Source organism: Bifidobacterium sp. JNUCC 75 (assembly GCF_054819865.1).
In genome coordinates this window covers 150,960-163,603 of record NZ_JBTHIF010000001.1, presented here as the reverse complement: position 1 = coordinate 163,603, position 12,644 = coordinate 150,960, and the positions used below count along the sequence as shown (strand labels likewise).

Annotated in this window: 14 protein-coding genes; 7 read left to right on the top strand and 7 right to left on the bottom strand. The window is 63.4% G+C overall.

Translation table 11 applies throughout. The annotated features are described in order from the left end of the window. Position 1: 1 nt before the first annotated feature. Entirely contained in the window at positions 2-436 is a 435-nt protein-coding gene (locus ACVWNW_RS00730) for a metallopeptidase family protein (protein ID WP_198190881.1), read from the bottom strand. A gap of 92 nt (positions 437-528) precedes the next feature. On the opposite strand from ACVWNW_RS00730, the gene ACVWNW_RS00725 reads away from it, so the two are divergent. Further along, positions 529-1,341, top strand: coding sequence for an HAD-IIB family hydrolase (locus ACVWNW_RS00725; protein ID WP_461196292.1), 813 nt, complete (start codon positions 529-531; stop codon positions 1,339-1,341). 106 nt (positions 1,342-1,447) lie between these two features. Continuing rightward, positions 1,448-2,203 (top strand): ComF family protein, encoded by a 756-nt coding sequence (locus ACVWNW_RS00720; protein WP_454482450.1) that lies wholly within the window; start codon positions 1,448-1,450, stop codon positions 2,201-2,203. On the opposite strand, the gene ACVWNW_RS00715 is transcribed toward ACVWNW_RS00720, so the two are convergent. From ACVWNW_RS00715 to ACVWNW_RS00700, 4 genes are all read right to left on the bottom strand, one after another. Next, the gene (locus ACVWNW_RS00715; protein WP_144177208.1) at positions 2,200-3,552 is read right to left on the bottom strand and encodes a Y-family DNA polymerase; all 1,353 of its coding nucleotides are present in this window, start codon (positions 3,550-3,552) and stop codon (positions 2,200-2,202) included. The genes ACVWNW_RS00720 and ACVWNW_RS00715 overlap by 4 nt on opposite strands. Next, positions 3,549-4,166 carry a LexA family protein gene (locus tag ACVWNW_RS00710; protein WP_121913133.1) on the bottom strand — a complete coding sequence of 206 codons (618 nt, stop codon included), beginning with the start codon at positions 4,164-4,166 and terminating at the stop codon, positions 3,549-3,551. The genes ACVWNW_RS00715 and ACVWNW_RS00710 overlap by 4 nt, the downstream gene beginning before the upstream one ends. Before the next feature lie 88 nt (positions 4,167-4,254). Next, positions 4,255-5,367: a sensor histidine kinase gene (locus ACVWNW_RS00705; RefSeq protein ID WP_110425639.1), complete on the bottom strand. Its 1,113-nt coding sequence runs from the start codon at positions 5,365-5,367 to the stop codon at positions 4,255-4,257. An 18-nt stretch (positions 5,368-5,385) separates the two neighbouring features. Continuing rightward, positions 5,386-6,123 (bottom strand): response regulator transcription factor, encoded by a 738-nt coding sequence (locus tag ACVWNW_RS00700; RefSeq protein WP_046323019.1) that lies wholly within the window; start codon positions 6,121-6,123, stop codon positions 5,386-5,388. A gap of 224 nt (positions 6,124-6,347) precedes the next feature. Between ACVWNW_RS00700 and ACVWNW_RS00695 the strand changes: the two genes are divergently transcribed. Together ACVWNW_RS00695 and ACVWNW_RS00690 are read left to right on the top strand one after the other, a co-directional pair. Next, a complete protein-coding gene (locus tag ACVWNW_RS00695; protein WP_261252543.1) occupies positions 6,348-6,968 on the top strand; it encodes a CarD family transcriptional regulator in 621 nt (206 codons plus the stop codon). Positions 6,969-6,982: 14 nt separating this feature from the next. Then, entirely contained in the window at positions 6,983-7,462 is a 480-nt protein-coding gene (locus ACVWNW_RS00690) for a 2-C-methyl-D-erythritol 2,4-cyclodiphosphate synthase (protein ID WP_313841191.1), read from the top strand. Between the two features lie 5 nt (positions 7,463-7,467). Here the strand turns inward: ACVWNW_RS00690 and ACVWNW_RS00685 are convergent, their stop codons facing one another. Together ACVWNW_RS00685 and ACVWNW_RS00680 are read right to left on the bottom strand one after the other, a co-directional pair. Further along, positions 7,468-8,295: a metal ABC transporter permease gene (locus ACVWNW_RS00685; protein ID WP_046323016.1), complete on the bottom strand. Its 828-nt coding sequence runs from the start codon at positions 8,293-8,295 to the stop codon at positions 7,468-7,470. After that, the gene (locus ACVWNW_RS00680) at positions 8,292-9,167 is read right to left on the bottom strand and encodes an ABC transporter ATP-binding protein (protein ID WP_046323783.1); all 876 of its coding nucleotides are present in this window, start codon (positions 9,165-9,167) and stop codon (positions 8,292-8,294) included. The genes ACVWNW_RS00685 and ACVWNW_RS00680 overlap by 4 nt, the downstream gene beginning before the upstream one ends. Positions 9,168-9,360: 193 nt before the next feature. Between ACVWNW_RS00680 and ACVWNW_RS00675 the strand changes: the two genes are divergently transcribed. The 3 genes from ACVWNW_RS00675 to coaE all read left to right on the top strand — a co-directional run bounded on the left by ACVWNW_RS00675 (position 9,361) and on the right by coaE (position 12,628). Next, the gene (locus tag ACVWNW_RS00675) at positions 9,361-10,299 is read left to right on the top strand and encodes a bifunctional methylenetetrahydrofolate dehydrogenase/methenyltetrahydrofolate cyclohydrolase (protein WP_461196291.1); all 939 of its coding nucleotides are present in this window, start codon (positions 9,361-9,363) and stop codon (positions 10,297-10,299) included. A 104-nt stretch (positions 10,300-10,403) separates the two neighbouring features. Continuing rightward, positions 10,404-11,909: a 30S ribosomal protein S1 gene (rpsA, locus tag ACVWNW_RS00670; protein ID WP_046323014.1), complete on the top strand. Its 1,506-nt coding sequence runs from the start codon at positions 10,404-10,406 to the stop codon at positions 11,907-11,909. Positions 11,910-11,995: 86 nt separating this feature from the next. After that, on the top strand, positions 11,996-12,628 hold the full coding sequence (gene coaE, locus ACVWNW_RS00665; RefSeq protein WP_454482443.1) for a dephospho-CoA kinase: 633 nt from the start codon (positions 11,996-11,998) through the stop codon (positions 12,626-12,628). The last annotated feature ends 16 nt before the right edge of the window (positions 12,629-12,644 follow it).

Genomic DNA, 12,644 nt, shown 5'->3' with positions numbered 1-12,644 from the left:
CTCAGCGTCCCCACATGGGGTCGATCTCTTCGGGGTCACGCCCGTACAGGTCAGCCAGCTGGAGGACAAGCTCGTCGCGGATGATCAGCTCCAGCTCCGTGCGGTCTCGGGTCTTGCTCTGGATGGGCATTCGGTAGAGAACGATCCTGGCGGGGATGCCGCGGCCTGCCGGAAAACTGCGTGAGAAGAGGTCTGACTGGTCCTCCCATGGGGTGGGGTCGGATGGCGGTACATCCTCGACCGCGAATTGGACGGGCTTGACCAGTTGTGGCCAGCCGGAGCCCAACCGCCGAATCTGAGCTGCGGTCAGATCGTCGAAGATCCCGCATCTGGTGCGATAGCGGGGCAGGCGGGTGCCGAAGGTGGGCCGACGAATCCCCCGGCCATGACTGTCCCGGTAGACGCTACGGGACCAAGGCGGCTGATCGTTGATCATGACACTCACCATAGCCCCCAACCCGGAGGCATTTTTCGATTCAGGGTGTCTTGTAGCATGGAGCGATGATCGACAAGCGGATGGGAGCAATCATGGCGGAGGATGGTGCGGTGAACGTGGCCTGGTGGGGCAGCCAAGACATAAGGTCCATCTGCGCACGGGCACGGGTGCTGGCCTTCGATCTGGACAACACCCTGGCGCTGTCCAAGACCCGCATGGACCAGACCATGGCTGTCCATTTCGCTGCCCTCACCCGGTTCTGGCCTGTGGCCATCGTCTCTGGCGGGCGGTTCAGCCAGTTCCGCGACCAGGTGTTGGATGCCCTGCCTGAGGATACCTGTTTCAATCAGCTGCATCTGATGCCCACCAGCGGCACCCGCTACTACCGCTGGCAGGATGGGAACTGGGATTGCGTTTATGCCCACGATCTGAGCACCCAGGACCGGCAGGCAGCCGAGGCCAGCCTGGAGCGCAGGGCCAAGCAGCTGGGAGACTGGGAGGAGCAGGTCTGGGGGCCGCGCATCGAGGATCGCGGCAGCCAGATAACCTTCTCCGCCCTGGGTCAGCAGGCCCCCGTCCAAGCCAAGGAGGCCTGGGATCCGGACAACAGCCGCAAGGATGCCCTAGCCCGGGCCGTGGCCGCAGACCTGCCCCACCTGCAGGTGCGATCCGGCGGCTCCACCAGCGTGGACATCTCAGCCAAGGGCATCGACAAGGCCTATGCCATGACCTCCCTGGCCAAGATACTGGGCGTGGATGTCGGTCAGATCGCCTTCGTGGGCGACCGGATGGATCCGGACGGCAACGATTATCCAGCTGCTATGGCTGGGGCCATGGCTCTGCGTGTGCATAATCCGGCCGATGCCCTGGACCTGATCCGGGCTCTTGAGGCAGATCTGGTCTGAACCTGCTGAACCTGTCTGCAGACAATCCTGTGAACGGATGGTCTGTTCATGCACATGGCTCTGTCCTGCTTTCCTATCCTCAATGTTTGAGGGTTGACTAGGCGTTATGTGCAACCTTTCATTGGCATCCGGCCGGTTCCGACAGGCCGCTTGTACTGTCGCCTCAGCCTTGGCTAGCTCGGCGCTGGACTTGCTGGCTCCTCGATCCTGCGCCGGCTGTGATCGCCCCGATCTTCTGCTATGCCCCACTTGCAGATCCCTGCTCTTCCGGCCCCTGTCGGTGCCTGCGCCCGCCTATGCCATGGGCCTGGCTCTGGCCTGTGCTCCATATCGAGGACCTGTCAGGCGGATCATTCTAGCTTGGAAGGACCACGACAACCGGCCCTTGGACGCACCCTTGGGCCAGGTCATGGCCGATCTTGCTCCAGTCCTGGCCAGACTGATCGATCCTCTGCTCCGGTCCAAGCCTGCGAAGGCGATCCTGGTGGTTCCCGCTCCATCCTCGTCCGCATCCCTGCGCAGGCGGGGGAGGGTTCATCTTCAACCGATCCTTCTGTCTCTGGTCCAGGCCCTGCAGCAGCAGGGCCTGACTGCCCGTGTGGAACCGGCGCTGATCATGAACTCCGTCAGAACCAAGTCCGTCCAGGCGGGCGGCCGTCGGAACCGTTCACGTCGGCTGGCGGGCCGGATCGCAATTGCGGATCCCCCACGCCTGGCTGGCCATCCCGTCCTGGTGGTGGACGACATCATCACCACAGGATCCACCATCCGCCAGTGCGCTTGTGCCCTGGGAACCGCAGGTGCCCTGCCGTTGGCTGCCTTAGCTCTAGCGGCCGTTTCTCCAGGCCATGAGGATCTCTAGCGGGCCTGGACCACGGCCATCTCATCCCAGCGGGTGGTGGACCGGGGGGAGAGCATGCCCCGGTTCATGGCCCAGTCGGCCCCTGTATCTTCGTCGCCTCGGCCCTTGCCGCGGATGCCTCCGTAGCCTACGCCTACCCGGAAGGGGCCGAAACGACGGGTGGCATCCTCTAGGACATCCCCCAGACCATGGGTGTCCCGGGCTGCGTCCAGGCCTTCCAGGGTGTGGAAGTGGTCGGCATCAGTCAGGTCCAACAGAACCACCCCGGCTCGGATCCAGCGGGCGTGCGGATCCACTCGACCCTTGAGCGCCCGGCTGGCTGCGCCGGCGATGACCAGGGGGTCGTCGCTGGGATCCTCCAGGACGACAGTCCGGCCGACTGCGCAGAACTGCTGGGGCGCATAGGGACTGGTGGAGCAGAAGACCCGCACCTTGCCGCACAGGCCGTGCTGTCGACGTAGACGGCGGCAGGCCTTCTGGGCATAGATGCTCAACGCCTGGGCCAGAGTGGTGTAGCCCTCGATAGGGTGGGAGAACATGCGCGAGCACAGAATCTGATCGGTGCGCACACCCCTGGCGGCATCCGCCTCGGGTTCGATGCAGGGCCGTCCCCTCAATTCCAGGACAGTGCGTTGCAGCATGACGGAGAACCGGTGACGGATCAGCGAGGGATCGGCATCGCGCAGATCCAGAGCGGTGGTGATGCCCATGCCCATGAGCCTGCCTGTCAGCCGTCGGCCCACCCCCCAAACCTGGTCGACGGGCACTGATGCCAGAGCCTGGTCGCCATACTGGGCTTCCACCTGGCTCCAGAGGGTGATTCCCTCGGTCGAGGGATGGTCCTTGGCCCAGTGGTTGGCCACCTTGGCCAGGGTCTTGGTAGGCGCCACCCCCACGCTGACGGGAATGCCGGTGGACCGCAGGACTGCGGCACGCAGCTCCCGGCAGATCTCGACAGTGCGCTTGTCGTTCCAGATGCTGTCCATGAAGCACTCGTCGATGGAATAGACCTCCTGGTTGGGCAGGAAATGGGCCATGATGGCCATCATGCGCCGGGAGAGGCTGGCGTAGAGCTCATAGTTGGAACTGCGGGCTACCACCCCGTCCTGCAGGGCCCGTTCACGAATGGTGAACCAGGGTGTGCCGTTGGTGATGCCCAGGGCCTTGGCCGGGCGGTTGCGGGCCACTACGCAGCCGTCATTGTTGGACAGCACGACCACCGGGCGGTCAGCCAGGGACGGGTCGAAGACGGCCTCGCAGGAGGCAAAGAAAGAATTGGCATCAGCCAGGACTACTCGGCCTGTCAGAGCGGTCCCGGGTGCAGGATCGGCTGGTTTTGGCGCTCTCATGCCGACCCCCAGCCCGTGGAAGGATAGGTGGGTTTTCGGCCCTGGCTTCCCGTACGCCTGCGTTCATGCAGGGTGTGTCCGGGATAGGTGACCTGAGGCAGGGGAGAGCCGCTCCGGGATTCGCCCTTGGTATCTACCCGCTGCCAGTGGTAGTTGCCGATGACCACCCCCCAGATGACCAGTTCCTCGCCCTCCTGGGGCATGAAGTCGGGGTAGGCGGGGTTCTCGGCCCGCAACATGGTCCGTCCCTTGTACCTGGCCAGCCGCTTGACCAGCAGCTCGTCGTCCAGGATGGCGATGACGATGTCCCCCTCACGTGGCTCCAGGGAACGGTCGACCACCAGCAGATCCCCATCGAAGATGCCGGCGCCGGTCATGGAATCGCCTGCCACATGGATGATGAAGGTGGCGTCGGGGTGGACGATGACGTTCTGATCGAAGCTGAAGTCGCCGCTGAAGTAGTCCTGAGCGACTGAGGGAAAGCCGGCGTGGACGGCCTCCAAGGCCTGGGGAACGGGACTGGGGCGCCCTCGGAAGAGGCTCAGGGCATCGACCCGGCACTCCGGCAGAGAAGCAGGGGCCGCCTCTGGCGACCCATGGATGGTAGCGACCATGGCACACCTCGAACTCGATGACATTCGAACAAATGTTCGATTTCATTATGAGTCGAAGTCCGCCTCCCAGTCAATGCGGCGCGTCGGATCAGTCGGAACGGCCCACGCCCTCCTCGTCCTCGTCGAGGTCGCGGTGATATCTGGGCAGGGTGATTTCGAAGTCCGCTCCGCGCGGATCGTCCACCACCTGCACCTGACCTCCATGCAGCTGGGCCGCCCAGCGCGCGATGGACAGTCCCAGCCCGGTGCCGCCCGACTCCGTGCCCGGCCCGGCCTTGCCTTTGACGAAACGCCGGAAGATATCGGTACGGGCCTCGGGAGGTATCTGCGAGCCGAAGTTGACCACGTTGGTGACTATGGTCTCCTGCTGCCGGTCCTCGTGGGCTTGGATCAGCACCGTGGTGCCGTCGGCCGAGTGCTTCAGAGCGTTGCTGATGACGTTGGTGAAGAGCTGGCGCAGCCGGTCCTGGTCGCCCTCCATTCTCAGGCCCTTCTCCAGGTCCACCTGGATGTCGTGGGCGTGCCCGGCATCGGCTATGGCTAGGGGCTGAAGGGTCTCGTCGATGAAGTCCCCGAAGTCGAAGTCCTCGATCTGCAGGCTGGCGGCCCCGGCCTCCATCCTCGACAGGTCCAACAGGAAGGCGATCAGGTCGGACAGACGATGGGTCTGCTCCAGAATTCCCTCCAGGTTGGCTGGTGTGGGCTCGGTCACCCCGTCCGCCATGTTCTCCACCATGGCCTGCAGGGCCGAGACCGGGGTACGCAGCTCGTGGCTGACATTGGCCACCATGTCCCGGCGCATCTGGTCGGCGTGCTGGAGCTCCTCGGCCATCTCGTTGAAGGACTGGGCCAGGAGCCCCACCTCGTCATGGCTGGTCGTGGTGGCGTGGACCCGGACCGTGTAGTCCCCGTCGGCCATGGCCTCGGCCGCATCCCGCATCTGCCGCAGGGGGGCGGTGAGTCCTCGGGAGAAGAAATAGGTGATTCCCAAGGCCACCACCAGGGTCAGCGGCATGGCAATCCAGCCGCTCCAGCCCATCTTCAGCAGGAACCAGGCCATGACGAAGGCGATGGCTGTGGAGATGATGATCAGAACGCTCAGCTCCACCTTCAATGAGGCGAAGGATCCGATGGGCCGTTCGCGGTCCACCCGCGCACTCAGACTGGGTCCCTTGCGCCGGCTCCTGCCGTCCTTGCTCATGGTGTGCATCCGCGGCCGTTACCGCTGGTCCTGGTCCTGATCCTCGGGCGGCTCGAAGGCGTAGCCCACTCCATGCACGGTGCGGATCATCTGCGAGCCCAGCTTGTGACGCAGGGCCTTGACATGGGAATCCACCGTCCTGGTGCCCGAGGCATCCACCCAGTCCCAGACCTCTTCCAGCAGCTTCTCGCGGGTGAGTACGGACTTGGGTCGGCGGGCCAGCGTGGCCAGCAGGTCGAATTCGGTGGGGGTCAGATGGATCTGCTCCCCGCGTAGGGTCACGATGCGCTGGGCCGGGTCGATGACCAGGGATCCAAAATCCAGCACCTTCTCGTTCTCGGAGTTCTTGGCGATGACCTTGGCCCGCTCCACCCGGCGCAGGAGGGCCTTGCAGCGGGCGATCAGCTCGCGCATGGAGAAGGGCTTGGTCATGTAGTCGTCGGCACCGGCGCCCAGACCGGTCACCTTGTCGGCCTCATCGTCCCGGGCGGTCAGAATCAGCACCGGCACCGGCCGCTCGGCCACGATCCTCTTGGTGGCCTCCAGTCCGTCCATGACGGGCAGCATGATATCCATGATGACCAGGTCGGGTTTGATCTGGGATGCGGCCTGCACGGCGCTGGCACCGTCCGAGGCCACCCGTGCCGTCCACCCTTCGGCGGTGATGCGCTGGGCGATGGCGGTGGCCAGGGTGGGTTCGTCCTCAACCACCAGGATGGTGCTGGGTGTAGTGTAGCGGCTTGTGTTTTTGATCATGCCTACCTCTGTCTTCGATCACTGATCCGCAAAACGATGCTCGTCATGCGGGGTGGAGCCTTGTCGGCATTCGTTCCACCACCGTCGTTTCTTCCAGAATAGTCTTCAGAGTCTCCAGGGGAAGTGTGCTCGCAGAGAATCGCGTCGTCGTCGAGTCCCCGTCGGCAAGTCCATGCGCAATGGCATTATTATATGGTATTTTCTCGACTCGTTCTGGAGGGCATATGGGTTACAAGGTCGGCGACATGGTCGTCTATCCGCGTCATGGGGCCGCCAGAGTGGATGCCATCACCGAACGGACCGTCAAGGGTGTCACCCGCAAGTACCTGCAGCTGTCCGTGCTCTCCTCGGATGGGCTGGTCATCAACGTCCCCGTCGAGAACGCGGCCAAGGTGGGCGTCAGGGACATCGTCGACGCCAAGGCGGTGGCCAAGGTCTTCGAGATCCTGCGCACTCCGGTGGTCGAGGAGAAGGAGATGAACTGGTCCCGCCGCTACAAGCTGAACGTAGAGAAGATCGCCACCGGCGAGGTCAACAAGATCGCCGAGGTAGTGCGGGACCTTTCCCAACGCGACGTGGACGAGCACGGGCTGTCGGCGGGCGAGAAGCGGATGCTGATCAAGGCCCGCAAGATCCTGACCTCCGAGATCGCCCTGTCCGAGAATCTGGACGAGGACGAGGCCCAGCGTCTGCTGGATGTCAATCTGGGCTATGCGGAGCCCATGCCCGGTGACGACAAGCACCATACCAAGTCACCCAAGGAGCCAGCTTCCAAGACTCTGGCACGGGTGGCCCAGGAGGCTGCCAAGACCAAGAGCAAGGGCAAGACCAAGGGCAAGCGCTGAGGCCGGAGCCGGCCATGGATCATCCAAGCATCGGACTGGGTTTTGATGCCCATCGCTTCGATCCGACTGGTGAACGTCCCCTCTGGCTGGCCTGCCTGTCCTGGAATGATGGAACCCCTGGCCTGCTGGGCGATTCTGACGGTGATGCAGCTGCCCATGCCCTGATTGATGCCATCCTGTCAGCTGCTGACTTGGGCGATATAGGCACCTTGTTCGGCCTAGGAGCACAGGCTCCTGGAGCAGGCATGCATGGGGCAGCCATGTTGGAGAAAACCATGACCTGCCTGCATGAGCACGGTCGCAGGCTGCTCAATGCTTCCCTGGTTATCGTCGGCCAGCGCCCCAGACTTTCTTCTCGTCGCCACCTGGCGCAGCAGGCCATGAGCCAGGCAGTTGGCGCACCGGTTCGGCTGACCGCCACCACCACTGATGGCATGGGTTTTACTGGTCACAACGAGGGCATCGCCGTCATGGCCACCGCGCTGGTGGGCTGACTGGCTCAGGCACGCAGGGCTGCCCATCCCCTGGCCAGAGCCCAAAAGAGGGTGGATAGGGTCACGATGATGAAGCTTGGCGGGGCTGGCACCATGGCCGAAATCACCAGGCCTCCCCAGATGGAAGCCAGGCAGATCAGTCCCGACAGAAGCATGGCCCTCAAGGGAGAGGCCACCAGGATGTTGGCCGTGGCCGCTGGGGTGACGACCAGAGCGAAGATGAGCAGGGTCCCCACTGCTGGCACGGCGATGGTGATAACCCCGGCCATGATGGCCATGAAGGTTAGGTTCATCAGCCCGATAGGCACGCCGCGAGCCTGGGCCACCTGCTCGTCCAGGGAGCTGAAAAGCAGGGGCCGGTAGATCAGAGCCAGCAGGATTAGCAGGGCTGCGTCGAAGATTATGAAGCCGATGACCTGCCCTCGGGTGATGGTCAGGATGGATCCGAAGAGGATGGCCTGCATCTGCTGGGAGGCCGAACTGGACATCCTGGCGAAGAAGAGCCCCAGACCAGTGGCGAAGGCCAGGACCGTGCCCGTGGCGATTTCCCTCTGGGAGGCCCGCTTGCCCAGGGCGCCGATGACCAGCGCCCCGCCCAGGGCGAACAGGCCCATGCCGGCAGAGACCGGCAGCCCAAGCAGGACGGCCCCCGTGGCGCCTGGCAACCCGATGTGGGCCAGGGCATGGGCGGCGAAGGTGGAGTGTCTGGCGATGGTGAAGTAGCCCATGGCTCCAGCGGCCACAGCGATGCACAGACCAGCCACCATGGCGTTGCGCATGAAGGGAGCGGCGAGGATCTCCATCCAATGGGGATCGAAGACTTGTGTGGTCATGAGGTCCTTTCCCGGTCCGTCCCATGCAGGCGGGCCACCTGGCTGGGTTGGTAGCGATTGTGGACGGGTCCGATCGGCTCGTCCATGTCGGGGGCTACGAACATGTCCCCCTGGGGTGTGGTGACCACCTCCACCTTGGTGCCATAGAGGTGGGTGAGCAGGTCCGAGTCCAGCACGTCGTCCATGCGGGCGTAGTGGGGGTGCCCGTCCAGCAGGTAGACTGCCCCGGTCAGTACCGGCAGCAGCATGTTCAGGTCATGGGCCACCACTTGGATGGTCATGCCCAGACGGCTGTTGAGCTGTGCCAGCAGGTGGACGGTGGCGCGCTGCCCGGCCAGATCCAGATTGGCCAGGGGCTCGTCCAGCATGAGCAGATCAGGATCGCAGACCAGGGCCTGGGCGATTGCCACCCGTTGGCGCAGGCCGCCGGAGAGCTGTGACAGGCGCAGGTGGGCCCTGTCCTCCACACCGACGAAGCGCATGGCCTTTCTGGCGCGCTCGCGGTCCTGCCGGGTGACGGGGTGGATGCCGAAGCGAGTGCCGGTCAGCCCCAGCAGTACGGACTGCTCAGCCGTCAGGTTGGAGTCGATATCCGAGGTATAGCTCTGGGGTACGTAGCCGATGTGGTCGTTGGCTTGGCCGGCCGGCTGCCCCAGGACCTGCAGGCTGCCGGCATCCAGGGGGAGCAAGCCCAGCTCGGCCTGCATCATGCTGGTTTTGCCAGTGCCGTTGGTGCCCACGATGGCGGTTATGGTCCCCGATGGAATGGCGAAGGTTCCCTCCGACCAGATCAGCCGCCCGGATCGGCGGATGGCGGCATGGTCGAAGACAATGCAGGCCTGCGTGGATGTTCTATCCGTGTCCGTATCCATGGCGTCCTTCTCACAGGCATCCAAATTGGTGATCCTGCTCTTATTGAGCATGATTCTCATTATGGCGAGTAAGTGGACAGCGCGCAACTTTGTCAGCCAAGTCCTCCCGGACCGGCCCTTGGACAGTGGTTCCAGTCGGGGAGGAATCTGCGCTAGGCTGGCTCAGACAACTTTGACAAGGGTTTGCGCCCGCTTGAATGATGGAGACCTATTGACGGCAGTGAAACTAGATGGAAAGGCGGCGGCTGCAGAACTCAAGGAGGACCTGCGTGCTCGCGTGGCTAGGCTGACGGCCATGGGACGCACTCCTGGCCTGGGGACCATCCTGGTAGGGGAGGATCCCGGTTCGCTCAAGTATGTGGAGGGCAAGCACCGGGACTGCAGCCAGGTGGGCATCAGGTCCATCCGAGTGGATCTGCCCGCCGATGCCGGCAAGGAGCGGATTCTGGCTGCGGTGGATCAGCTCAACCGGGATCCTGACTGCACCGGCTACATCGTCCAGCTGCCCCTGCCGGATGGCGTGGATCCCACTGAGATCATCGAGCGCATCGATCCGGCCAAGGACGCCGACGGCATGCATCCTTACAATCTGGGCCAGCTGGTTCTGCATGCCGACGGCCGGGTGCGGACCCCTCTGCCCTGCACCCCGCGGGGGGTCCTGTACCTGCTGGACCATTACGGGATTGACCTAGCCGGCAAGGAGGTCTGCGTGCTGGGCCGAGGATTGACTGTGGGTCGCACCATCGGACTGCTCCTGACCAACCGCGGGGTGGATGCCACCGTGACCCTCTGCCATACCCGCACCAAGGATATTGATGCCCATCTGCGCAGGGCTGATGTGATCATTGCAGCCGTGGGTCAAGCCGGGCTGGTTGGCCCAGACCAGGTTCGCCAAGGTACCGTCCTGGTGGATGTAGGCGTCTCCCGGATTTGGGATCAGCAGGAGAAGCGCTGGCGGATCAAGGGCGACATCGATCCGGCCGCAAGGCTGTCTGCAGCTGCCTATACGCCAAATCCCGGCGGTGTGGGGCCCATGACCCGGGCTATGCTCTTGGCCAATGTTGTCGATTCCGCTGAGCGAGCCGCAGGAATCCCTGTGCGCGACACGCCCGAGGCTCCCCGGCGACAATGACCGTGGTGTCTCCTATCATGGGGAATGTTCACGCCTGCCGGCGGGAACGCATAACTCAATAACGGTAAAAATATCCACCAACTATACAAGAAACAATTTAATTAATGGCAGAGAATAACAAGGAAGTCCCTCAGGTCGCGGTCAATGACATCGGATCCGAGGAAGACTTCATCAAGGCAGTCGATTCCACCATCAAGAACTTCGACGATGGGGATCTGGTCGAGGGGACGGTCGTTAAGATCGACCATGACGAGGTTCTGCTGGACATCGGCTACAAGACCGAGGGCGTGATTCCCTCCCGCGAGCTTTCCATTAAGAAGGATGTCGATCCCGACGATGTGGTCCAGGTCGGTGACACCATTGAGGCTCTGGTCGTCACCAAGGAGGACAAGGAAGGCCGTCTGATCCTGTCCAAGAAGCGCGCCCAGTACGAGCGTGCCTGGGGCGACATCGAGAAGATCAAGGATGCTGACGGCGTCGTCGAGGGCACCGTCATCGAGGCCGTCAAGGGCGGACTCATCGTCGACATCGGCCTGCGTGGCTTCCTGCCCGCATCCCTGGTCGAGATGCGCCGCGTGCGCGACCTGTCTCCCTACATCGGCCAGAAGATCAAGGCCAAGATCCTGGAGCTGGACAAGAACCGCAACAATGTGGTCCTCTCCCGCCGCCAGTACCTGGAGGAGACTCAGTCCGAGGTGCGCGAGACCTTCATGGCCCAGCTCAAGAAGGGCCAGATCCGCGAGGGCACGGTCAGCTCCATCGTCAACTTCGGCGCCTTTGTCGACTTGGGCGGCGTGGACGGCCTGATCCACGTTTCCGAGCTCTCCTGGAAGCACATCGATCACCCCAGCGAGGTCGTCAAGGTGGGCGACAAGGTCACCGTCGAGGTGCTGGATGTCGATATGGACCGTGAGCGTATCTCGCTGTCCCTCAAGGCCACCCAGGAAGACCCCTGGCAGCGCTTCGCCCGGACCCATGTGCCCGGACAGATCGTCAAGGGCAAAGTCACCAAGATTGTGCAGTTCGGCGTCTTCGTTTCCGTCGAGGACGGCATCGAGGGCCTGGTCCACATCTCCGAGCTGGCCAACCGCCACGTGGAGAACCCAGAGACCGTGGTCAAGCAGGGTGAGGAGATCTTCGTCAAGGTTATTGACGTCGATCTGGATCGCCGCCGCATCTCACTGTCCCTCAAGCAGGCCGACGACTCTGTCGACCCGACTTCCGAGGACTTCGACCCGGCCATCTACGGCATGCCTGCCGAATATGACGAGGACGGCAACTACAAGTACCCCGAGGGCTTCGATCCCGAGAGCAACGAGTGGATCGCCGGCTACGAGAAGCAGCGGGAGGAGTGGGAGTCCCAGTATGCGGCCGCCCACGACCTCTGGGAGCAGCACAAGGCTTTCGTGGCCAAGGAGTTGGAGAACGCCGAGGCTTCGGCCGCCGAGGACAGCCGGTCCTCCCAGGCGCCCGCCGCCGGTTCCCACTCCCACCGTCAGAGCTCCGAGGAGACCACCAACTACAGCTCGGAGTCCAGCTCCGAGGGCACTTTGGCCTCCGACGATCAGCTGGCCGCCCTGCGCGAGCAGCTGCTCAAGGAAAAGAAGTGAGCATTAAGTAGTGAATGGAGGGGTCCGGCCTCGGTCGGGTCCCTCCATTTGTATGTGTTGCCATCAGCATTGCCTGGGAGGTCTGGATGATACGTGTGGGATTGACCGGGGGGATTGCGGCCGGCAAGAGCACGGTGGCGGCTCGGCTGGCTCGGAACGGGGCCAGGGTCATCGACTACGACAGGCTCTCCCACGAGGTCATCGCTCCGAGCGGACCTGGGGTAGGGCCGGTCCTCGAGCGGTTCGGAGCAGACTGCGGGGATGGCCATGGGGGAGTGGACAGGTCAGCCTTGGCTGCGCGGGTCTTCGGAGGAGCGACGGCCGACCGGGACCGCAAGGATTTGGACGACCTCATCCATCCGCTGGTCTATGACCTGGCCGCCAAAGCCGAGCGGCCCTGGCTGGAGGGTTCCGAGGTGGTGGTGCATGAGGTGCCCCTGCTGACCGAGGTGCGCTCAGCCATACCGTTTCACTTTGACAAGATTCTGCTGGTGGAAGCCCCCAGTCAGGTGAGGATTGCGCGTATGGTGAATCAGCGGCATATGACTCAGAGTCAGGCTGTTGAGCGCATCGGCTCACAGACCAACAGCAGTGCGCGACGCGCTCAGGCCGACCTGCTGGTGGACGGGTCCCAGCCTATCGAACAAATGTTCGAGTCTGTTGATAGGATATATAAAGAGCTGAAATCCTTGGCCCAGGGTTCCTCGCACAGTAACTGACGGGCCTTGGCGAATG

Bases quoted from the DNA above. Each gene is read 5' to 3' on its own strand.
- ACVWNW_RS00730 (WP_198190881.1), bottom strand. From the start codon at position 436: ATGATCAACGATCAGCCGCCTTGGTCCCGTAGCGTCTACCGGGACAGT.
- ACVWNW_RS00725 (WP_461196292.1), top strand. From the start codon at position 529: ATGGCGGAGGATGGTGCGGTGAACGTGGCCTGGTGGGGCAGCCAAGAC.
- ACVWNW_RS00720 (WP_454482450.1), top strand. From the start codon at position 1,448: ATGTGCAACCTTTCATTGGCATCCGGCCGGTTCCGACAGGCCGCTTGT.
- ACVWNW_RS00715 (WP_144177208.1), bottom strand. From the start codon at position 3,552: ATGAGAGCGCCAAAACCAGCCGATCCTGCACCCGGGACCGCTCTGACA.
- ACVWNW_RS00710 (WP_121913133.1), bottom strand. From the start codon at position 4,166: ATGGTCGCTACCATCCATGGGTCGCCAGAGGCGGCCCCTGCTTCTCTG.
- ACVWNW_RS00705 (WP_110425639.1), bottom strand. From the start codon at position 5,367: ATGAGCAAGGACGGCAGGAGCCGGCGCAAGGGACCCAGTCTGAGTGCG.
- ACVWNW_RS00700 (WP_046323019.1), bottom strand. From the start codon at position 6,123: ATGATCAAAAACACAAGCCGCTACACTACACCCAGCACCATCCTGGTG.
- ACVWNW_RS00695 (WP_261252543.1), top strand. From the start codon at position 6,348: ATGGGTTACAAGGTCGGCGACATGGTCGTCTATCCGCGTCATGGGGCC.
- ACVWNW_RS00690 (WP_313841191.1), top strand. From the start codon at position 6,983: ATGGATCATCCAAGCATCGGACTGGGTTTTGATGCCCATCGCTTCGAT.
- ACVWNW_RS00685 (WP_046323016.1), bottom strand. From the start codon at position 8,295: ATGACCACACAAGTCTTCGATCCCCATTGGATGGAGATCCTCGCCGCT.
- ACVWNW_RS00680 (WP_046323783.1), bottom strand. From the start codon at position 9,167: ATGGATACGGACACGGATAGAACATCCACGCAGGCCTGCATTGTCTTC.
- rpsA (WP_046323014.1), top strand. From the start codon at position 10,404: ATGGCAGAGAATAACAAGGAAGTCCCTCAGGTCGCGGTCAATGACATC.
- coaE (WP_454482443.1), top strand. From the start codon at position 11,996: ATGATACGTGTGGGATTGACCGGGGGGATTGCGGCCGGCAAGAGCACG.